13 protein-coding genes are annotated in these 20,835 nt (G+C 62.0%); 2 read left to right on the top strand and 11 right to left on the bottom strand.

Features of this window, described 5'->3' with window-relative positions:
* Nucleotides 1-303: 303 nt before the first annotated feature.
* The 7 genes from GE027_RS15495 to GE027_RS15530 all read right to left on the bottom strand — a co-directional run bounded on the left by GE027_RS15495 (nucleotide 304) and on the right by GE027_RS15530 (nucleotide 8,508).
* The gene (locus GE027_RS15495) at nucleotides 304-1,476 is read right to left on the bottom strand and encodes a M20 family metallopeptidase (RefSeq protein ID WP_153558121.1); all 1,173 of its coding nucleotides are present in this window, start codon (nucleotides 1,474-1,476) and stop codon (nucleotides 304-306) included.
* A complete protein-coding gene (locus tag GE027_RS15500) occupies nucleotides 1,477-3,141 on the bottom strand; it encodes a hypothetical protein (protein ID WP_153558122.1) in 1,665 nt (554 codons plus the stop codon).
* Between the two features lie 104 nt (nucleotides 3,142-3,245).
* Nucleotides 3,246-4,052 (bottom strand): type III pantothenate kinase, encoded by an 807-nt coding sequence (locus GE027_RS15505; protein ID WP_153558123.1) that lies wholly within the window; start codon nucleotides 4,050-4,052, stop codon nucleotides 3,246-3,248.
* Complete coding sequence (gene obgE / locus GE027_RS15510) at nucleotides 4,049-5,251, bottom strand: GTPase ObgE (RefSeq protein WP_153558124.1); 1,203 nt, start codon at nucleotides 5,249-5,251, stop codon at nucleotides 4,049-4,051. The genes GE027_RS15505 and obgE overlap by 4 nt, the downstream gene beginning before the upstream one ends.
* A 138-nt stretch (nucleotides 5,252-5,389) precedes the next feature.
* Nucleotides 5,390-5,635 (bottom strand): 50S ribosomal protein L27, encoded by a 246-nt coding sequence (rpmA, locus tag GE027_RS15520; RefSeq protein WP_068137741.1) that lies wholly within the window; start codon nucleotides 5,633-5,635, stop codon nucleotides 5,390-5,392.
* 191 nt (nucleotides 5,636-5,826) lie between these two features.
* Nucleotides 5,827-6,816: a hypothetical protein gene (locus tag GE027_RS15525; protein WP_153558126.1), complete on the bottom strand. Its 990-nt coding sequence runs from the start codon at nucleotides 6,814-6,816 to the stop codon at nucleotides 5,827-5,829.
* Between the two features lie 210 nt (nucleotides 6,817-7,026).
* Nucleotides 7,027-8,508, bottom strand: a complete 1,482-nt coding sequence (locus tag GE027_RS15530) for a hypothetical protein (protein ID WP_153558127.1) — start codon at nucleotides 8,506-8,508, stop codon at nucleotides 7,027-7,029.
* 639 nt (nucleotides 8,509-9,147) lie between these two features.
* On the opposite strand from GE027_RS15530, the gene GE027_RS15535 reads away from it, so the two are divergent.
* Nucleotides 9,148-10,818 carry a sigma-70 family RNA polymerase sigma factor gene (locus tag GE027_RS15535; RefSeq protein ID WP_153558128.1) on the top strand — a complete coding sequence of 557 codons (1,671 nt, stop codon included), beginning with the start codon at nucleotides 9,148-9,150 and terminating at the stop codon, nucleotides 10,816-10,818.
* Nucleotides 10,819-11,292: 474 nt separating this feature from the next.
* On the opposite strand, the gene GE027_RS15540 is transcribed toward GE027_RS15535, so the two are convergent.
* A complete protein-coding gene (locus GE027_RS15540; protein WP_153558129.1) occupies nucleotides 11,293-12,675 on the bottom strand; it encodes a DUF1598 domain-containing protein in 1,383 nt (460 codons plus the stop codon).
* Between the two features lie 148 nt (nucleotides 12,676-12,823).
* Between GE027_RS15540 and GE027_RS15545 the strand changes: the two genes are divergently transcribed.
* Nucleotides 12,824-14,941, top strand: coding sequence for a sigma 54-interacting transcriptional regulator (locus tag GE027_RS15545; protein WP_237607575.1), 2,118 nt, complete (start codon nucleotides 12,824-12,826; stop codon nucleotides 14,939-14,941).
* Between the two features lie 87 nt (nucleotides 14,942-15,028).
* On the opposite strand, the gene GE027_RS15550 is transcribed toward GE027_RS15545, so the two are convergent.
* The 3 genes from GE027_RS15550 to GE027_RS15560 form a co-directional block, all read right to left on the bottom strand.
* Entirely contained in the window at nucleotides 15,029-15,595 is a 567-nt protein-coding gene (locus GE027_RS15550; protein ID WP_162006755.1) for a CPBP family intramembrane glutamic endopeptidase, read from the bottom strand.
* A gap of 258 nt (nucleotides 15,596-15,853) precedes the next feature.
* Entirely contained in the window at nucleotides 15,854-16,675 is an 822-nt protein-coding gene (locus GE027_RS15555; RefSeq protein ID WP_153558131.1) for an ankyrin repeat domain-containing protein, read from the bottom strand.
* 17 nt (nucleotides 16,676-16,692) lie between these two features.
* A complete protein-coding gene (locus GE027_RS15560; RefSeq protein ID WP_153558132.1) occupies nucleotides 16,693-20,640 on the bottom strand; it encodes a dockerin type I domain-containing protein in 3,948 nt (1,315 codons plus the stop codon).
* Between the last annotated feature and the right edge of the window lie 195 nt (nucleotides 20,641-20,835).

The raw sequence follows: 20,835 nt of genomic DNA on the forward strand, positions 1-20,835 counted from the left end.
GAGTCAGGCTTCGGGGGAGAGGGGTTGGGGGTGAGGGGGATGCAGAGTTGGAGCGCAAACGATCCAGCGTAGTTTTTAGAGGCACTCTAGCAACACGGTCTCGTCGTTCCGCATATCGACGCCAGACGTGGCAATCCTATCCGATGCAACAAGCCAGGAAGTTGCGTCGGAGGCCCCTCACCCCCAACCCCTCTCCCCGCCGGCCCGGGCAAGCTCCACTTGCCCGAGGCCGGCGGGGAGAGGGGAGTAAACGATTCTTCTTATCCATAGATTCCGCCGGAGTCAGCAAATCTCAAATCGCCCTCACACACACTGATCCCGGATCAGCTTGGCGTACACCTCGACGCCCCGATCTAATTGTTGGCGACTGATCCATTCGTCGTCGGTGTGCGCCTGTTCGATATCGCCGGGCCCGATCACGACGCGTTTTTCCAGCTGGGTGAATTGGCCGCCGTCGGTGCCGTAGCAAACCGTTTCGGCGGCGGGCCGATCGGCCAGACGACACACGGTTTGAACACACTCACTGTCAGGATCCACCCACAACGGTTCACCGCCGGCCATCGGCTGGATCTCCAAACCGTGCTCCGCCGCACACCGGAGCACCGACTGAACCAGTCCGTCGCCGTCGATTCCCGGCATCGGCCGATAGAACAACCAGGCGTGACTGCTGGCCGGCGTCACGTTGACGGCCGTCGCATGGTCGCTGATCCCAAAGTTCCAGCTGAGCGTCGGTGGGTCAAAGGCGTCGTGCTGCCACTGGCCGTCGTTCTCACTGGCGTCGTAACACCGTTTCAATTCCACCAACAGCGGCACCATGGCCAGGTTCGCGTTGACGCCCTGGCGAGTGCTGCTGTGGGCGGCGCGACCGCGGCTGGCGAAGCGATACCCGGCGATGCCTTTGTGAGCGTGTACGACTCGCATTTGCGTCGGTTCGCCGATGATCGCCAACGGTTGCTCCGCGACCAACTGCTGATACAAGCGGGACTGGGCGACGACTTGTCGAGCTCCCTCGAAACCGACCTCTTCGTCGGCCGTACAGCAAATCGTCAGCGGACGCGTCTGTTCTCGAGCATCGATCTGGCTGGCGGCGGCCAACATACAAGCCAGCGACCCCTTCATGTCGCAACTGCCCCGGCCGTACAGACGCTGCTGGTCGGCGACCAAGGTAAACGCGGCGGCGGCACCGACGGCGCCGGCGGCCTGACCGGCGGGCCCGGTCCAGCGGGGCGCCGGGACCACGTCGGTGTGGGCAAAGTAGGCGAGTCCGGCCGAGCCCCGCGGACCGCGGCGAGCGATGACGTTCACTTTGGGGACGCCGGCGGGGTCGGTGTAGGGAACCGTCTCGATTTGAAACCCCAACGCATCGAGCCGCTCGGCCACCCACTGGGATACCTCGCGGTTGCTGGTATTGCTGACCGAAGCAAAACGGACCAGGGGCGCTAACAGTTCAGCGGCATTCCAGGCGGTGGTGAGCATCTACGAGGCGGTGGGGAGGAGGCGTTGGAGCGTTTCGGCGATCCGCTGTGGATCGTTCTCGGCACTCGGCTCGGGCAGCTCTTCCAGCCACTGCAACGCTTCCGCGCGGTCGCCTGCTTGCGCCTGCGGTGCCAGGTACTGGAAGATCGCTTTGGCCGCGGCGACGCTTGGATCTTGAGTGTCCATCGTAAAGGAGCCCAGGCGATGCACCAAGATGAAGGGCATCTCGTCAAAGGGAAAAGTTTTGGAGCGGCCTTGAACCTGCAGCACCAATCGTTCGGGTGAGGCTTCGACGACCGCGACCTCGATGTCTTCGGTCAACGTAAACGTGTTGCCCGATGGCAGATCATTGATCGCTTTGACGATGCCGTGGTAATAGTAATCGGCCAGGTCAGCCACTTCGAACAGCGCGTCGGCCGCGGCGCGTTGCTCCTCATCTGCGGCGGCTTGCTGCGCCGCTTCGGCCGCCGCCTTCATCTGGTTCCATTGCCGGGACTGGATCGCCTGCGTGGCCGCGACCAACGCCGCTTCACCGGCTTGCAGTTGTTCGGCCGTGGGTGCTGTGGGCGTTTCCATCATCGCGGCATCGCCGTCGCCATCTGGGTCGGCCGCGTCGCTTTGCATGTTGTCGCCGTCCTGCATGCTGCCGTCCTGCATGCTGTTGCCTTGCGCGCCATCATTGGCGGGCAGGGCGGTGGGCAGCGGCATATTGACGTCGGCGGTCAACGGCGGCAACGAATCCAAGTCTCGGGGCCTGGTTTCCCGGCCCACGTTCCCCATCACCGGATCGGCCGGCCGATTGGCCCGCGGACGACTTGCTGGCGGGTGCGGCCGAGCCGCTGGTTTCGCTGCGTTGCCCTGTGCCGCGGCAACCGCTCCGCCCGAGCCGCTGCGCTGCGCCAGTGTGTAGATGCCCATGCCGATCCCCACCAACATCCCCAGCATCAACAGCGCGAATGCGATCAACAGCAGCGGGCTGGAACGTCGCCGGCGCCGGCGTGGGCGAGCTGTGCCCGTGGACGGGTCGTCGGCCACGGTGAACGGCAAAGCATCGCTCGAGATGGCGGCCGACGGTTCCGCAGGCGGTTCCTCGGCGGGCAAAAGCTCTTCCGGCACAAACGCTGGCGGCGGCGTTTCGACACGCGGCGGAGCGATCTGTGGCGGAGCGGGTGGCGGGGGTTCGACCAGCGAAGATTCGATCTGAGGCGGAGCGGGCGGCGACGCGGCGGGCAGGGGTGGGGGCTGGTAGGGTTTCGAGCCGGCCGCCCGCGCGGCGGCGGCATCAACGTCGAAGGGCGCGAACGGGTCCACCTCGGGCAATAGGCCGCGGAGCGGATCCACGGCCGCCTCGCCGCCGCGGGCAACCGCCGATTGATCGGCGCCGGACCTACCGGCCGCTCGCCGCCGCAGTTTGGCGTCGTAGGCGGCTTTCGACTGGGGATCGATCAGTAGTTTGCGGGCCTTGCTGACGGCCGACGCCGCCTGCTTCCACACGGTCGCATCGGTCTCGGCCTGCTTGCTCTTCAGCTGCCGGACCGTGCCGTCGATGGCTTGCTGGATTCGCTCCGGATCGGATTCTCCGGCGGCCAGGCCAAACAATTCGTAGGCGTTTGGTTTGTCGTTCTCCGGGGCGATCCCCAGGACTTCCGCCAGCGATAAAGTCATACCCGAACCACGCAAAGGACTGCCGTAAAATGTTCCCGCGGCGTCGCGTCGGCGCCGCTGCTGCCATCATATCTGCTGGCCGCCCAAACGGCCAATTCCGCACGTCAATCCAGCTGCGCACTCAATCGCCGCAGGGCTTCGGGCATCAGGTCCGGAACCACCTGGTGCGGGCCGTCGATCCAGGGGGCCAGCTGGTGGGCGTCGCCGCCGGTCAGCAGCACGGTCAACGGCTGGCCGGATTGTTTGCGCAGCCGGGCGACCGTGGCGTTGACCGCGGCGCTGCAGGCGGTGTACACGCCGGTCAGGATCGCGGCGGCCGTATCGGTGCCGGGGTAGGCGATCGGCGGAGCGGCCGCCTGCCAATCCGCTTGCAGCAGGGGCTGTACCGCTGGCGTCAGTCCGGCGGTGTACTGTCCCAGAGCTCGAACCTGCATCCTCAGCCCGGGCAGGATCGCACCGCCGCGAAACACACCCTGACAATCGGTCCAGTCGATCGTCAGTGCGGAACCGGCGTCGGCCACGATCGTCGCGGCTCGCTGTCGCTGCCAGCCGGCCCAACTGGTCAGCAACCGATCGACGCCCACGGCGCCGCGGTCGGGCAGGGCGGTGTCGATGGGCACGTCACCAGCGACGAGCGAACGCAGCCGATCCTCGCTGAATCGCAGCCGCAGGAATTCCGTCAGGCGGAGGTAGGCCGGGCGGTGCACACTGGCGATCAACCAGCCGATTTCGGCGTCGCTGCCCAGAAGGTCGCGAGCATCCTGCAGACGCTGGACCCGCCACGACTCCAGAACCTGCAGGCAGGCGGTCTGGGCGATGGGCAAGTGCAGCCCAGGATCGTGGGGTCGCTGCAAGGCCCAGCACTTGATCGCGGTGTTGCCCACGTCGACCCCGATCCAAAACCGCTTCACCGCCGCTTCTCTCCCTCAACATCCTTGGCTTGGTGTTCGTCCGACAAACCGGCGGTGGGTCCGGCCAAATGCGGTGGCAAACGGCGGGGCGTTTTTACAGCGGTGTCCGCGTCCGTAGCGCCCGAACCGCTTCCAGAGGGTTCAGCGGCCCCTGGCTGGGCTGGGGATGACGGCGCGTCGGACGATGCGTCGTGCCGCGGCGCGTCGGCCTGCGATTGCTTGACCGCCTCGGCCACCTCCTGCAACAACTGCCGCAGGCCGTCGCCGGTCACGGCGCTGATCCGGTGAACCGGACGCCCGATGTGCTCGCCGAGTGCCGCCTGGACTTCGTCGCTGCCGGGTAGTTCGGCCTTGGTCACCGCGACGATCTCGGGGCGGGCGGCCAACTGCTGGCTGTACGCCTCCAGTTCGCCGCGGATGGAAATATAATTCTGCAGCGGATCCGTCTGGTCGGTGGGCTGGGGTTCGACCAAGTGCAGCAGGATGCCGGCTCGTTCGACGTGTCGCAGGAACTCGTGTCCCAGGCCCACGCCCTGGCTGGCCCCGTCGATCAGTCCCGGGATATCGGCCAGGACGAAAGAACGCTGGGCATCGACTCGCACCATTCCCAGGTTCGGGAACTTGGTGGTAAACGGATAATCGGCGATCTCCGGCCGCGCCTTGCTCAACCGGCTCAGCAGCGTGCTCTTGCCGGCGTTGGGTTTACCGACCAGCCCCACGTCGGCGATCGACTTCAGTTCCAGAATCACCGCTCGGGTCTCGCCGGGTTCGCCGGGTGTGGCTTGCCGCGGGGCCTGGTTGGTGGAGCTTTTGAAATGCGTATTGCCGTATCCGCCTTTGCCACCGCGGGCGATCACGATCGAATCGCCGGGCTGAATCAGGTCTTTGATCACAAACCCCTGTTCGGCATCGATCACGGCGGTCCCCGGCGGAACGCTCAGATCCAGGTCTTTGCCGTTGCGGCCGTGACGTCCGGAACCCTGGCCGGGGGTGCCCTTGGTGGCTTTCCAGAAATGGCGTCCGCCGAATTCCGCCAAGCTGTTGACGCCCTTGCGAGCGGTCAGGATCACGCTGCCGCCACGGCCCCCGTTGCCGCCATCGGGGCCGCCTTTGGGCACGTACATCTCGCGGCGAAAACTCACGCAACCATCACCGCCCTTGCCGGCCTGCAGCTCGATCTTGACTCTGTCGACAAACATGTCTCGTTCCACCAATGACAAAAGGCCGTTCCGCGCGAATGCTGACGCGCGAACCGGCCCGGTGATTTCAGCCTCGCAGGCTTGTTTTGTTCTCGATCGCAGCGTCGGCCGCTGCGGCCTCGAGCTCGAGACCGCCGCCTAGGCGACGTCGACGTTCACGCGGCGACCCTTGCGATCGAACCGCACCACGCCTTCGGTCAAAGCAAACAGGGTGTAATCGTTGCCGATTCCCACGTTGCGACCGGCGTGGAATTTCGTGCCTACCTGGCGAACCAGGATGCTGCCGGGGGTCACCGCTTGGCCACCAAAACGCTTCACTCCACGACGCTGGGCGTTACTGTCGCGACCGTTGCGGCTGGAGCCCTGTCCTTTCTTATGTGCCATCTTTCTGCCGTATCTCTCTTTTGCCGAACTGCTTCGATCTAAATGTATTAAATATCTTGATTGCGTTGAACGTCTTGCCCGTTCCAGCCAACGTCCTGCGACAGAGGCCGGAAACAAACGTTTCCCCGATGGGAAGCTCGTGCTTCGTACCGTTCCGCAGCAACGCGACTCGCGGTATCGGGTGTAGCAGACTAGCGATAAACCCACTGATAATCAAGCCGCTTGTCCAGACCGTACTGGTCCAAAATGTACTGATGCTCCTGTTCATCGGTATAGGCCGGCACGCCAAAGCGGATCAGATCGTCGACCTGCTGGACCGTATCGCCGGGCCGAAAGAAGTTCAGCTGCAGCGTTTTCTTGCGAATCGTGACCTCGCCGGCGTCGTCCTCTTCCCGCTCGAAAGCGTTGGTCAGCCCGGAAACGAAGACCGAAAAGAAGTCGATATTCGCATCGACATCTTCCCAGGTGGCCACCCCCCACACGCCCGGGGCCGCGGGGTCACTGCTGCGGGGGATCGGCACGGTGCTGATCTCCACCGTGTTGTACAGCGGTGCGGTGATCTTTTCGCGCATGGCGATCTTGGATTTGACCGCCGGCAAGATCCGGTCGAGATATTCCTTGCCGCTGGTGTGGTCGGCCAGGACCAGCAGGGGAATGAAGCGACGCGACTTGTAACTGATCGCTTCGATCCGGCCGTAGGGCGAATCGGTGGTGCTATCGGCGGCGGCCCGCAGATCGCCGCCCAGATAACGCACGCGGAACACCATGTACCAGATCAGCTTCCGCTTCATCCGGTTGTTGGGCTGGGGCACGTCGACGTAGATCTGCCGCAGCGGCTTGAAGGAGAACTCCAGGCTGTACACCTCGCGGCGCAGGATGACGTGCTGGGCCATCTCCGGCAGGGTTCGCGTCCGCGGATCGCTGTTGGGTCGCCCATCGGTAAAATCGGGCGCCTTCCACTGGATTTCCGGATGGGCCGAGATGAACTCGCGCAGCGTGATCGGGCCGGTGAAGGTTTCTTCCGCTTCGGGCTGGGGCGGGATCACCCGCACGGTACCGGGCGCGAAACGGGTCTCTTCGACACGCACTTCCGGCAGATCGGAATCCTGGGCGGCCGAGGAACCGGCGAGCGTCGCGACCAGAGTCAGGGCAACAAGCGGCAAGGAGCGGGTCAGGGTCATACAAACGACCAACAGGGCTGGATGGATGAGAACGGGTAACCGAGGGAGGTGAGGAAGCCGGCCGCACGCACCGCCAAAAGTCGGTCGCCACCGATGCCTCCACCCTAGTTTAACTCGCCGTGACCACACTCCCCGCTTTTCTTGCTGAGAATCGCGGCCAAAGTGCCGCGGGCTTCCAGGCTGTGAAGATGATGCCACGGGCTCGCTGCGCTAGCGGCGGGTGTTGCGTTCTGGAGCGTTCAGGCTTTCGGGGCCGCCGCGGCTGGCCGTCTGCTCGCTGGCCTTAGCGGCTGCGGGCGAGTCCGTTTCTTGATTCGACGCTTCTTCGCTGGCCAGATCAATAAACCGCAGCGATTGGACGAATTGCTCGTCGGCGCCGCCGAACGCTTCGATTTTATCAGCAGCCAACGTAAAGGTGGCCAAGAGCCGGCGACCCGTATCATCGCTACAGTGCGCAAAGACCCACTGCACCGGCACGCCCTGAACGGCCCCCAGAGCGTGCAGCCGAACGATTCGCAGCCCGCTGCTGTTGACTTCCTCGTCCGCCCGCAAGAATTCGCTGAACTGCTTGCCCAGGGACTGGCGGATGTCGGCCTGCAAGCCTTCCAGGGTGATCTGGACGCCGGGTTCGAGCGACGGCAGGTGTCGCACGTCGCACTGAGCGATATCGCGGTCGTCGCGCACCATCCGCATCCGCGACAGGCTCTTCGACTGGCGGATCATCTGCCAGTGACGGTCCATCAGCACCCCGTACCGGCCCGGCGTGCTGTACAGATTGACCAGCAGCTTTTCGACCGGCGGCTCGGCGGGCAGGGGCCGGTCCGAAACGTGCGTTGCCTTGTCCAAAGGTTTGCGGACCATCTTAATCGTGGCCGCGATCTCGAAGCCAGGTTCGGCTTTGCCGATCTCGCGCTGCTCCCGCAGTGCCAACGCCACCCAGGTACAGGTGCGACTGTGCAGATCGAAGGTGATTTTGCCGGCCAGGTCGATCTCGGTGGGCACGCCGGCCACCGATCCCTGCACCTTTCCTTTCAACTGCAGCTTCGCCGCGTCGGCGTCCAGTCCGACCAGCGTCCCTTGCACGTCGCTGTCCTGAACCGCGTCCAGATCCAGCACGTCGGCCAGGGCGTCGCGATCCAGGGCATAGCTTTCGCCTTGGGCGATGGCATCGGCGGGCAACCAGCGGCTGACCGCCATGCTGTTCATCGGCAGGTGCAACAGGTTCAGCTCTTCATGGGTCAGATACGCCGACGTGGCATAGCGGACGCAGGCCCCTTGGCCTAGATGAGCGGCGACATGACGTGCCGAATCCCGCAGGTCGATCCGCTGCGGCGTTCCGGCGGTTTCTCCCTCGCTGAGCGCCTCGTAGTAGTAACGGCGGGAGCGGGTCGCGGTTTGGGCATTATCCCGATACAAACGCTCCTCGTAGTCGGTGACCGACGAGAAGTCCAGCGGCAACTGACGAGCCTGCTTCTTGGAAACCAGCTCGTTGCGAGCCAGATTGACGTTGCCCTGCAAATCCATTTCGATCCGCACGCGGAACAGATCGTGGTTCGCCGGTCGCAACGTGACGCGGCGTCCAGGACCTATCTTGCCACGCCCTTCGTCGGCGTGACCGAGGCGGGGTGTGGAGCCGGCCGCCAGCGAAACCGCGGCCAAACCATTCAGCAGAAAATGACGACGTCGAATCATGCGAACCGTTCCATTTGACAAGGCCCCAGTGAACTCCACTAGCAAAGATCGGCCGGCGGTACGGGGCCGCTCCACCGAAAACCGGCTGCCACTGACTGCCGAAATGGCGGACTGTATCTTTTTGAGACAAGTAAAGCTTTCAAACCAATGAAGCCTTTACAAAAACGAACACCTCTCAGGAACCACTTGGCGGTGGGAAAACGCCGCAACTTGTTGGTTTTCCCGGGGTTTTATAAGCATTCCACGGCGGGCCGCGGCGATTTTGAAGGTTTGGCCCAGAATTTCCTACGTTTATCTAGTCAGTCGGGTGACAGCCTGCCGCGCACGCGGCACGGACGAAATGAACCAACACGGTCGCAACGGTGCAATAAAGCACGCTAAACTGTTTCCTCACCGGAACTTGAGTTAATTCTGCGAACCGTTTTGCGGTTATGGAGTCTAAGGAATAGAAACCCAACGACGCGTTTTACGCGTAACATGAGTAGAGCGGCCGGCAAGGAGCCGGTCGTCTGAAGAAGAAGAGGTTTGGCGCTTCACGAGGAAGCGTTCCCCGGGCTAACTGAGCATTGGTCGAGCGACCCGCCGGGGTCGCAAGGAAGTTTCGACAGGAGATGCTCCCAGACTGGGAAAGAGACTGCGATGCACGAAGAATATCGCGACGACAACGTCAAACAACTGCGCGACCAACAGGTCCGTTTCGCTCCCCGCGCCAAGAAATTGGAACAAGCGGCCAGAGCTGAGCAATTGCTGTCGGAATTGGACGACTCGCGGCAGTACGCGTTCAATTTCGTCTGCTTCCGGATCACCGACTATCGGCCTGAAACGCCGACGCGGCGGACGATCCGTGGAGCGGACCTGCGGCATGACCTGCGGCTGTTCGTCGAAGACATGTCCGATGCGGCCGAAGTTCGGATCGAAGAGGCCCAGGAATTGGTGCATACGGTCAGCGATCTCAGCCGGATGTTTAATGTATCGACCAAGACGATCAGCCGTTGGCGCGACCAGGGTTTGGTCAGCCGCCGGTTTCTCGTCGGCGGGCGCAAACGCGTGGGCTTTTTGCAAAGCAGTGTGGATCGGTTTATCGCTCAGAACCGCGACCGCATCCGCCGCGGCGAACGCTTCAGCCAACTGACCGATGAGGAGAAGGGCGAGATCATCGAGCGCGGCCGGCAGATGGCCGAAGGCGGTGCCAGCCTCTCGGAAGTGACCCGGCAATTGGCCGCTCAGATGAAGCGGAGCCCGGAGACGGTGCGTTATACGCTGAAGAATTACGACGCGGAAAACGCCGCTCTGGCGATCTTCCCCAACCACCGCAGTACCCTGACCGAGGAAGACAAACGATCGATCTTCCAGCAGTATCACCGCGGGGCGACCGTCTCGCAGCTGAGCAAACGCTACGGCCGCTCGCGCAGCCGCCTGCAACGGATCCTGTTGGACGTGCGGGTTGCGCGGACGATGGAGCTGCCGCTGGACTACATGTACAACGAGGATTTCGAAGACGCTTCGCGGCGCGAGGAATTCTTGGGCGAGATGCCGGCGGCCGAGAAGGCGACGCGGAAACCTCGCGTCCCCAGCGGCCTGCCGCCCTACCTGGCCGCGTTGTACGACGTACCGCTGCTGACTCGCGAGCAGGAATACCACCTGTTCCGCAAGATGAACTACTTGAAGCATCTGGCCAGTCAGTTGCGTGACGGGCTGGACCGCACCGACGACCGTTCGGCGACCATGGACGAGATCCATCGGCTGTACGAACGCGCTGTGGCGGTCAAGAACAAGATCGTGCAGTCCAACCTGCGGTTGGTCGTTTCGATCGCTAAGCGGCACATGAACAGCACCGACGATTTCTTTGCGTTGGTCAGCGATGGCAATATGTCGCTGATCCGAGCTGCCGAGAAATTCGACTACGGTCGCGGCAACAAGTTCAGCACGTATGCGACGTGGGCGATCATGAAGAACTTCGCTCGGACGATTCCTTCGGAGTTCAAGCATCGCGATCGGTTCCGCACGACGACCGAAGAACTGTTTCTGGCGCAGCGTGACGACCGCACCAACCCGTTTTTGGAAGAGTCGTCGCAGCGGCAGCGGCAGCGGGAAGTGGGCCGCATCCTGAATCGGCTGGACGAGCGAGAGCAGAAGATCATCAGCGCTCGCTTTGGGCTGACCAAGGGCAGCGAGCCGCTGACGTTGAAGGAGGTGGGCGAAGAGATGGGTGTGACCAAAGAACGGATCCGCCAGCTCGAGGCCCGCGCCTTGCTGAAGCTGCGAGAAGCTGCCGCCGACGCCAAAATCGACGTCGACCTAGGCAACTAACGCCGCGTCGCAAGATGCGTGTAGTGGTATTCGCCCCACAGGGGCAGTCCTATGTCAGCCCAGGGCATCGCCCTGGGGCCCCGCCGAATCGGCGGATGACAAGCCCCAACGGGGCGGCCCTACGTCGCTTCTGTTGCCTCGCCCAGTCCACGGTCCCCTGCCGTCGCTCCGCGACTCCCGACCTATCTTTGGAGCCTCCTACCTCGGACTGGCGTCCGAGGCTATCAACTGCCATCGCTTCGCGATTCAGTGCAGCTAGCAAAATTGCTACGTATGCACTGTCCCCGCCTGTGTCTGTCGCCTCTCCGAGGCTTTGCATGGTCTTTCTGCAGCAGCCGGTGGTTACACCACCGGCAAAGAGCTGTCGCCGCTCTGCGGCTAGAACCTCCGGTTCTCGGCGAATCACCGATCGGGGGCAGAACAACCGACCGGAGACCACCGATCGGGGACAGTGTAGCGATTCCGGCTCTCGGCCTAGCTGTTCCACCACCAGCGGTCCGATTCGCTCGCTGCGGCGGTTTGCTGCGTTTCGGTTAGTGTCTCGCTCACCTGCTGCTTGGAAACGACTTCGAAAGCATTGATGCTGACGCCGCCCGAGGCGCTCACCGTCCAGCCTTGGTTACCGCGGACGAAGCTGCAGTGCGGCTCGATCGCTCGCGGCACCTCCAGCGAACTGGTTTCCACAATCGGCTCTTCGCCTCGCAGCACGGCCAGATCGCATCCGGCTCGCTGGTCGAGTTGTTCCTGAGTGATCAGGGTCGCGATCACCGACAGATCCATCAGGTTCCGCAGCTCGCCAAAGACGGCTTGCTCGGCAGCCAGTTCCGGGTACTTCTCGGTCATCAACGTCGCCCACTGCTGGGCGATCTTGTTGGCTCGTCCGGCCTGTTCGACGTTTCCATCGGCCAACAACCGGTCGCTCTCGGTCAACGTCTTGACGCCTTGTCCGCTGATCCGCCACGCCAAACGGTCTTCGCTCCGTTCGAGGGCGTCGTAATTGGTGGTCATCCACCAGCGCGGGTTGGTCGAAGCCGATTGGCGTTGGTTCTTGGCCATGGCCATGTAGCTGGGCAGGCCTTGCACCGGAGCGTCGGCGAGCTGCATGGCGATGCGTTTCATTTCAAAATCCGCGGCGACAAGGACGCGAGCGAAACGGCTGTCGGCCGGCACGCCATTGAGTTTGACGGTCTGCGGTCCGAAGGCTTCCCGCATGGCCGGCTCGAGCATCCGTGGGTCACGCGTCCCACTGCGACGAGCCCGACGCAGCAGAGCGTTCAGCCGCTGGCGACCTTCGGCCGTGGGTTCGATCGAGCAACTGATCCCGGCTTGCCGAGCCATCTCGACCGATTCCAGGGCCACCATCAAATCCTCGAGCAACAACGTGGGCAGACCGCTGTTCGCCCCGACCACCGAAGCGTCCTCGCGGACTTCCCACGGTTCGGCTGGTCCGGCCAGCACGATGTCCTGCCGCTCGGGATAGACGAACACGTACTCGACGCGGGTCAGTCCGGCCAGGTAACGGATTTCGTCGGGGAGCGGTTGGTTTTGCTGTTTGGCGGTGCGGATCGCTTGCTGCAGTTTTGCCAGCGACACCATCCGCAGCTCGGCAGCCTGGGCGAGGTCACCTTGGGGCTGTTCCACCTGCACCCGCAACTGATTTAGAAAGGCTTCGCGATCGGCAACCGTCGCGGCTCGCACCATGCCTTGGGCATCGATCATCACCCCACCGACGGCGTTCTGATTAAAGCCCGACAACCCTGCGTAGGAAAGCACCGTTGATCCCAGCAGGGCGGCGACCACGAGCAGGGTCCGGACGGACCAGATGGGAAAGCCAGACCCGTTGGCGTGAGGTTTCATGAAGGACTCCGCAGAACAATCACTAGAGGCGTTAGAAATAGGACGAGCAGGCAGTTGCGGGACCATCAACGATGGCAGCAAGTCGCTAGAATAGTTCGACCCGCAGCCCCTTTCAACAGATCTCTGCCCCTCCAATCCTATCTTTGCCTTGGCCAATCTGTCCAATTCGACCAGCTCTCGCCCGTCCGCTTACCTCGTCATCCGTCAGGGGGGCCGCTGGACCGACGTGCTGCGTCTGATGCCCAGCCGACGGGTTCGCATCGGCCGAGCCAGCACCAGCCAGATCGTGATCCACAGCGAACGGTGCAGCCGCCAGCACTCCGAGATCTTTCCGGTCCAGGACGGCGAAACCTGGGTCGTGCGCGACTTGAACAGCCGCAACGGCACGGCGGTCGATGGCCGCAAGATCGACGAAGACCACGTGCTGGCCGAAGGTGAAACGATCGAAGTGGCCGGCTGCCAAATGACCTTTGTCCGCCGCATCGGCGACGCCTTCGAAGGCGGCCAGGGGCCGGCCCTCGCGCCGCCGGCCGAACCGGAGAATCAACAAACCACCGGCGGAGGCGAGTCGGCCACGATCACCCATCGCCGCGACAGCAGCGCCTACCTCCAGCCCCAAGACATCCCTCTGAGCGATCCGCGCCGCGAAGCCCCGCCGCCGGCCGATACGCAGGCCGGACGCGAACTGTTCCGGTTGTCCTTCGAGCTGGCCCGCTGTGACACGGCCGAAGCCGCCGCGGCCACCGCCCTGCAAGGCATCGTCAAACACCTGGGCGTGGGCAGCGGTGCCGTCCTGCTCGCCCAACCACCGCGCGGCCGAGCAGCAAAATCCGCTGGAGCGTCGGAGCAGGAGGTTCAAGGGGCGAAGTCGTCGCCGGAGCCGCCGGCCGGCGAGATCGATGCCTCCACCCTGACCGTGCTGGCCACGCATCAACAGGGCGAACGCTCCTATCACCGGCTGCCCGACCTGCTGGCGGCCACCGTCTTGAAAGGCAACGAAGCGGTCTTGGCGCGGAACATCCGCGATGATGCTCGCCTGGCCACGCCCGACAGCCGGGGCAACCTCTCGACCAACAGCACCGTGTGCGCGCCGCTGCGAAAGAAGAATCGTCCGATCGGCGTGCTGCACATTTATTGTCACGACGGACAACGCGACCTAACGCCCGACGACTTGGAGTTCATCGTGGCCGCCGGCGAAAGCCTCTCGCTGGCCCTGCACAACCTGCAGCGAGAGGAGCACCTCAGCGATACCCTGCAGAAGACTCGCCGCCGCGTCGATCAGTTGCGTCAGCAATTGGCCGACACCACCAAGATCGTGGGCAAGAGCGATGCGATCCGCCGAGTCAAAGAGACGATTCGCCGGGCGGCTCCGACCGCGGCAACCGTGCTGGTCCGCGGCGAGAGCGGCACCGGCAAGGAACTGGTCGCCGCCGCGATCCATCAGTACAGCGATCGCGCCGAAGGCCCCTTCGTGTGCCTGAACTGTGCGGCGCTCTCGCCAACGCTGCTGGAGAGCGAACTGTTCGGCCACGAAAAAGGCGCCTTTACCGGAGCCACCGAGCGGAAAAAGGGCAAGTTCGAAGCGGCCGACGGCGGCACGTTGATGCTCGATGAAATCGGCGAGATGAATCAGGAGATTCAGGCCAAGTTCCTGCGGGTGCTGGAAGGCCACGCCTTTGAGCGCGTCGGCGGCAATCAACCGATCAAAGCCGACGTCCGCGTCGTGGCGGCCACCAACCGCGATCTCGAACAAGCCGTCCGCGACGGGCACTTTCGCAGCGACCTGTATTTCCGCCTGCACGTGGTCGAAATCCTGATTCCGCCGCTGCGCTCCCGCGAACAGGACATCCTGCTGCTAGCGGAATTCTTCCTGCGGCGGTTCTCCCAGCAGATGGGCCGCAAGATCGAAGGCTTTAGTGGCGCCGCCAAAAAGCATTTGGCCGGTTACGACTGGCCGGGCAACGTCCGCGAACTGAAGAACGTGATCGAACGCGCCGTGGTGCTTTCGGCAAAACCGATCGTCGAAGCCGAAGACCTGGTGCTGTCGAATATCCGCCTCGACCCCGCCAGCGGCTCCTCCGGCGGCACGGCGGCCGGGGAACCCGAATTAATCTCGCTGGAGGTTCTAGAGAAACGCCACATCGTGGCCGTGCTGACCGCGACCGGCGGCAACAAGAGCCGCGCCTCGACGATCCTCGGTATCGAACGCAGCACGCTGGACCGCAAGATCCGCCGCTACGAACTCGACCCCCAGCAGTGGACCTAAGCGGCATAGACTTCCAGCCTGTGAACAATGTGGCATAGGCTTCCAGCCTGTGAAAACAACAATCACAGGCTGAAAGCTAATGCCGCGCTAACCCAAATAGTTTTTGCTGATCAGGTCCACAAACACCAAGGCGTTGGTGGTGACGTGACTGAGCACGCTCCAGCCGATCCGCCGGGTGCTCAGCGCGATCCGCATCCACAACATCCCCAGCAGCAGGGGACCACCGACCATGACGTAGGGCCCGTGGTAGGAGCCGCCCTCGGCCCACAGCAGCGGCACGTGCCAGAGGGTAAACAGCCCCACGCCCCACCACGCCAGGCGGTTGCTGTCGGTGCGTTGGGCCAGGTAGGCTCCGCGCCAGAAGAACTCCTCACAGAAGCCATTGAGGCAGGCCAGCGGCAGGGCCCACAGCAGGGCCGCCGGAGGCACCGGCCGCGGCCACTGCACCAGCGCCGCGGCGCCCAGTACGAGCGCCAACCCGCCGACGCTCCACGGCACCCAGCGGCGACCGCGCGTCTGAAGGCTCAAGCGGCTTCGCCACTGTCCGTCGGGCTGAAACCACCAGCCCACCGGCAGGCAAAACCCGAACCAGTACAGCAAGAAGACCGCCAGGATACCGGGACCGGGCCCGAGCAGGCGGGTGCAAAGAGGCACCAGAACCGCCATTGCCGCAACCAGCAGAAAGGACGCCGCGACAAGCAGCGTCGCGGAATGACGCCGACGCGACAACTGACCGCCGGGCGGACGAGGGCAGCCTTCCGAGGTAGGCTCGCCGGCGCAAGACATGTCCCGGCTGGACGAAGCGACCCCAGGTATTTCCCCTGTCACCGGCACCTCCTTGCAAAGGATCGAACCGCTGCCTAACCGATCTCCCACAAGCTTGGCAGACCACAAGTTGACAGTCGCCCAGCTTCAGCCCTCATGTTCGTCCAGCCAACGCTGCAGCGCTAAACTCCGGTCCCAAAATCTCTGGCTGTCGATATGCCGGACTATCTTGGACTCCAGAAGATCCTGCACAGTAAACCCCTTGTTGGTCACGATGCCAGGATCGACGCCAGCCTTCAAATAAATCAGGCACGAACTAGCAGACCCCCAAGCCAACGCTCGGTAGGCGACGGTAATCCCTTCATCGCCAACCAGATTTAGGTCCATTCCGTGATCGATCATCCAGTCGAGAACGTGCTTTGGCGGAGCTTCACCAAAAATTCCATATCTATACAAGAGGGAATTCCCCGCTGCATCCCTTTGGTTGATGTCCTTCGTCTTCTTTACTGCAATATGAAAGTAATCCGCCCGATAACATTTAAGACAGACAATCAACAAGGAATCGCCGGCACGAACCCTCTGCGGATAACCAACCGTGACGTCCTCGGTCACCCGCAGGTCGGGATCCGCACCGTTTTCCAGCAACCACTTAAAGGCTTCCAGGTTGTCCGTGAACAACGCCCAGGCCAACACCGAGAACCCGCAGACGCCTTGAGTATTGACATCAAAGCCGCTGTTTACCAACTGAGCGAGTTTCGCCTGATCCTTTTCCGTGATCGCATCACAGACGGCGCAAGCCCAGTCATCGTCAAAGATGTTTTGCGGCTTCAGCTTCAGCAACTCCCGCACCGGCGTCGGCCTCCACCGCGGCGGTTCCTCGCCCTGCGCCGCCAGAGATGGAGACAGCATGACTGAGAGCACCCAGACAATCACAGCGAACACACCAACAGATTGCTCAATACCTCGCATCACAACACCTCAAAAGACTAGGGCACTTCATCACGATAGGCATCCACACCGCTGTTCTCTAACAGTCCATAGTACACGGACTCCATCCTATGTGACTCAATCAGCTTCTCCAGTGTCCGCACTCCCAGGAAGAAGGTAACTTCCTCATCAAGAATATCGCCTCCGACCAGCCTCACGACTGCGTTGGCTTTTTCAAGGTCCATAATAGCCAGCACCGCCACCGACACACTTACCTTATCGGGATCCCTAAGGAATGCGCTCAAACGACTTGCAAACATCCTTTCCAGAGGACCCAATTGATACAGACCTCGGAGGCGGACACGGTTCCCGGCCGCGTTAGGAAGATAATGTCGCCCCGAAGGAGCGATGAAATCAATACCGTCCTGCAAATACGTAAGCACATCAGGCGCACTTCTCATCAGTCCGCTCTCCTCTTCCTGCCAGTTGACTGCATAGGCAGTAACAAAGCCCTGCTGGTTTTCGAATCGATCCGATGCGCCTTCTACGTAATCGATTCTTTCAACGTAAGACTGAAGCGTTTCTTTCCTCAGCCCTGCAGCATTGAATGTATCCGCATGAATTGCATTTGTTAGGGCGGCGGCGCTTGCAAGTCCTCCGCCAAGTGAATGGCCAGCAGCGTTCAACCCATTGAAATACTTTAAAGCATGCAAAATATAGGTCATTTTGATTGCACCGAAGTACTGGTTACTAAACGCGCCTACCACCTGACTAAGATTCTCCATCCAGTCGGTTTCATCGTCACTTTCGGTGCCCCGAAATGCTAGGGTGTACTCGCCCGAAACATGATCCAAATAGAAGGCAACCCCCAAGCCAGGAACTGTACGAGACCCTTTACCCGACAACTTGTGCTCTCGAATGAACAGCTGATCTAATACATACTCAACGTCCTCATCATCTATATCACTCACATCTCGAGCTAGCCGCTCCAGCAGGTGCTTTAAATCCTCCCGAGTCGACGCGACATGTTTCAACAGATACGGGGCACTCTCTTTAGCCGCACCAAACTTACCTTCCTTTTCATATACCAATCCCGACGCCAACGCATTTCGGACATGGCGATTATTGTGCACGAATTCATAGAAAGTTTGCTTTACGCGATCACTAGGATCGGACGATACGCGGTTCACACCCATCCACTTTACGTCGTCAAATTGCTTATCCGGCCCGACCCCTATCAACTGGAACTGAAGTCGATCATCGGGCTTTCCGTTCTCGTCGACCGCCTCTTTGGTCAAATGTTCTTCATATAGTTGCTGCAGTTCAATCCACAGTCGGATTTCTCCAGTACCGGCGCTGTATCCCAGCTCATCGAGGTTGTAGTCTCCTTCGAATCTAAAAAATATAACGCTTCCGTCTCCGGCCCTATCTTCCGCTGCTACAGAACCGTTCTTGAGTACTCCGTCCGCACAACGGAGATTAATCTTCCCTGATTCGAACCGCGTGCGAGAAATCTTCAACTTGATATTGGGATCGTCGACGTCTAGTCCATCTGGAAGGGTGATAACCAAGGGCGTGTAGACCTGGGCTCCCAGGTACAACATCTTTCCGATTGCAAAATTACTGCCTTCGAGATATTCCTCCCATGCACTGCGTGACGGAAGATCTCCGGCGTTCAAAGCACTGTGTTTCGCCCCTTGGTTGTTGTCGCTGTCGATGTCGGCGTCGACGCCCCAGACCATGACGTTGGCGACGCCGCCCCACGGGTGCGTTGCGGCTGGGTGTCCCGGATCTTCGCTCGTTGTTGCATCGTGGTCCAGCCGGACGGACGCGCTTCCGGGAGCGATCCCCTCCACCCAAAGGGTCGACTGCCCTTCATAGGGAACCACCTCTACCAACGGCGAAAGCCGGTAGTCGTCGCTGAAGTCTTGGGTCATATACGAAGGCGTCACCAGGATACGTTTGTCGGGCGAAGCCCACAGCCGGAGACGGTTGGTTGGATAATGAAGCTGAAGCTCGCCCGGGTGCTGCTCCAAGGCTTCTTGCATCTCGGCGTTCATCAACTGCGTCAGGTCTAGTTCGACGAGATCCCCGTCTCGTTCCACGATGTCGTCCAACAAGTCTGGCATGCCATCGCGGTCGTCGTCGTTGTCGTTACGCACCACGTCCAGGTGCAAGATGACGTATTGCACGCTGCCCCGATCGTCATCCTGCACCCGGACCGTGACCGGTGCGTTCGTCTCTAGCCCCTCCGGTAAAACCACCTCCTGAGTTGCCCGGTAATACGCAAAGAGGTGATGCGCGTCCATGAGCCCACCGTGAAACGGAACTTCGACAGGCTCCAAACGGACCGGGGGCAGTTGCGTCCCGCCCCAGGTCACTATTAATGTGTGCTGATCGTTCGCAATATCCCCATAAAACAGGTCGAATGTGGCAGTGGTCTGCCCCTCTTCGTTCCTGCCCAACTCAAACGTCGGGGGCAACTCCCACACCGGATCGATATTTTCGATCGTGATGCTCGACTCGGTTACCTCGCCAGCGACGATACAAGACACCGCCAAGGTATTGCTGCTCTGCCCATCACCCGGCGAGGCTCCGTCGTCGGGAATGTGATATCGAACGCGGAATTCATCCCCCAACGTCCCCCGCATCGTCACCTCGGTTCTTTCGTTCGGCGTTATTTCCCCGTCGTAGTTGATATCAAGGGTAACGATCACCGGCCCGGGCGCCTGCAGCAGGCCGCCGTTTCGAGGACCCTCGACTCGCCCCCAGATCACCAGCGTATCGCCTTCGCGCAGCACGGTCACCTCTTCGCCCTCAACCGACTCCTCCGAAAGGTTCTCTGACAGCAACTTGAACTCGGCCAACCTAAAGTTGGTGGCTCCTTCCGCTTCGTTGCTCGTTTCCACCTCCGGTGACACATCCGGAGCGGCGGTCGGCGGATCACTGCCCATCACGTCGGGGTCGGCTTCACCGGGACCGGCAGGTGCGGCCGGCGGATTCTCGACGCCGGGTGGTCCCGGCGGTGCCGGGGTGGTGATCAAGGTCTGCTCGTCCGCTGGCAGCTCGGACTCATCCGGCCAATCGAGGTCGGGTCCTTCGGCCGTGGGTGGTGAACCCGGTTCCCCGGGCGCCTCGGGCTGCGGCTCAGGCGGTCCCGCAATCGGATCGGTCGGTCCCGGCAACTGCCCCCCTGGCGTCTCAGGTTCGGTCGTCGGCCCCATGCCCTCCGTGCCCGGTTCTACCTCCGAGCCCGGTTCTCCCAGCTCCGGTTCTGGCTCCGAGCCCGATTCTCCCAGCTCCGGTTCGGGCTCCAAGCCCGGTTCTCCCAGCTCCGGTTCTACCTTCGAGCCCGGTTCTACCTCCGAGCCCGGTTCTTCAAGCCCCGGTTCTTCAAGCCCCGGTTCTTCAAGCCCCGGTTCTTCAAGCCCCGGTTCTTCAAGCCCCGGTTCTTCAAGCTCTGATTCAGGACCTAGCTCTTCATTTTCACTACGGCAACCGTAAACCAGTTTCCATTCGGTGACGCGGTTCCCGTCGTCGCCTTGCTGCTCGAGCCGCAGCGCATCGTCGGGATCGACCGGCTGTTCGTGCTCGGCGCCCAGCCCACCGTCATGAGCTCGAAGATCGATCCAGCGGTAGTCCGATCCGTCACAGCTGTCGTCCGGATTCATGCTGCCGTCCGGATCCATGCTGTCGACTGGATTCATGCTGTCGTCCAGCATCCACTGAGGCTCGACGTGCGCCGCGGTGCCGTCATCCGGTGTTTGTTGAAGTTGGTCGACGACCGCGGCAAAGTCGGCGGTGTCGATGTTGTCATCATGATTCAGATCCGCCTCGGGCAGGAGGCTTGCATCGACACCATCGTTGATGGCGTTGACCATCGTCAGGGCATCGAGCGGATCCAGGTAGCCATCACCGTTGATATCCGGCGAGGCGATCTCACCGGCGACGGTGATGCCGCCGGTGTACTGCAGGGGCGGTTCCGCAGAGGTGTCGGCGGCGAGCAACTCTCGAGGCTGTAAACGTTCGACTCGCAGGCTTCGTTTCGCCGTCGACTCCGGCATTCGGGAACTGGGTGCTCGCGATTGCCGCTCCCGGGCCGTTCGCTCTTTGAGTCCTCGCAGCGAGAGTGCTACACGCTTCCAAGTCGCAGGCGAACGCTTCATGACATGCCCCTTTTGGAGAAAAGATCTGCCCTGAGG

It is taken from the genome of Roseimaritima sediminicola (assembly GCF_009618275.1).
GTDB classification, from domain to species: domain Bacteria; phylum Planctomycetota; class Planctomycetia; order Pirellulales; family Pirellulaceae; genus Roseimaritima; species Roseimaritima sediminicola.